This is a genomic window from Deinococcus sp. (genome assembly GCF_018260405.1).
Lineage (GTDB): Bacteria > Deinococcota > Deinococci > Deinococcales > Deinococcaceae > Deinococcus.
Genome location: NZ_JAGLBG010000120.1, coordinates 4,038 through 5,460, shown reverse-complemented (window position 1 = coordinate 5,460; position 1,423 = coordinate 4,038). Strand labels below are relative to the sequence as shown.

Here is a 1,423-nt window from a genome sequence, read left to right as displayed (position 1 = left end):
GTTGGGACAGATCTTTTGCGTAATGTCCCTACTCTACCCCTTTCCGCTTCGCAAGTCCCCCTGCTGAGCAGTTACCTTCGATGTATAATTATTTAAAGAGCCGAGGCGCAAGCCCCGGCTCCTTCTTTTGCTGTTGTGCTTTTGGCCTTGGCCTTCAGCTATCTGCCTTCAGCCTGCTGCCTCAGTTTAGAAGTCCATTCCGCCCATGTCAGGGCCACCAGCGGGCGCGGCGGGCGCGGCCTTTTCGGGCTTATCGGCCACAATCGCCTCGGTGGTCAGGATCAGGGCGCCGATGCTAGCGGCGTTTTGCAGCGCAGTGCGGGTCACTTTGGCGGGGTCAACGATGCCAGCGGCAATCATGTCGTCCACGTACTCGCCCGTGGCAGCGTTGAAGCCGTAGCGGGGCTTGTCACTGTTAATAACCGCGTTCACGATGACGCTGCCTTCTTCACCAGCGTTTACAGCAATCTGGCGGGCGGGTTCTTCCAGGGCACGAATCAGAATGCGTGCGCCGGTGGCTTCGTCGCCGTGCAGCTCTTCAGCGACCTTGCGAACAGCGGGGATAATCCGCAGCAGGGTGGTGCCACCGCCCGAGACAATGCCTTCTTCCACAGCGCTGCGGGCGGTGCTCAGGGCGTCCTCGTAGCGGTGCTTCTTCTCTTTCAGTTCGGTTTCGGTGGCAGCGCCCACGCGAATCACGGCCACACCGCCGCTCAGCTTGGCGAGGCGCTCTTGCAGCTTCTCGCGGGCGTAGTCGCTGTCGGTGCTGTCGAGTTCACCCTTGATGGCGTTCACGCGGGCGTCGATGGCGCTCTGCTCGCCCTTGCCGTCCACGATGGTGGTTTCGTCTTTGGTGATGCGGATGCGGGCGGCGCGGCCCAGCATGTCCATCGTCACGTTCTCCAGCTTGTGGCCCAGGTCTTCGCTGACCACTTCGCCACCCGTTACGGCGGCAATGTCGCGCAGCATTTCTTTGCGGCGGTCGCCAAAGCCAGGAGCCTTCACGGCGGCAATGTTCAGGGTGCCGCGCAGCTTGTTGACCACCAGGGTCGCCAGGGCTTCGCCTTCCACGTCTTCAGCGATAATCAGGAGGGGCTTACCGGTCTGGGCTACTTTTTCCAGAATAGGCAGCATGTCCTTGAGGTTGCTGACCTTCTTCTCGTTAATCAGGATGTAAGCGTCTTCCAGCACGGCTTCCATCTTTTCGGGGTTGGTGATGAAGTAAGGGTTGATAAAGCCCTTATCAAACTGCATCCCTTCGACGACATCCACTTCGGTGTCAAAGCCCTTGCTTTCTTCGATGGTGATGACACCTTCTTTGCCCACCTTGTCCATCGCGGAGGCGATTTCTTCACCGACGGTTTCGTCGTTGGCGCTGATTCCGGCGACCTTCTTGATGGCGTCGGAGTCTTCAACGGGCATA

The 1,423-nt window shown here is 59.4% G+C and carries 1 protein-coding gene; it reads right to left on the bottom strand.

All coding sequences use genetic code 11. The features are described 5' to 3' along the window. Positions 1 to 186 precede the first annotated feature (186 nt). The coding region (groL, locus tag QZ269_RS11675) for a chaperonin GroEL (RefSeq protein ID WP_291426880.1) at positions 187 to 1,423 on the bottom strand (1,237 nt) is incomplete at its 5' end.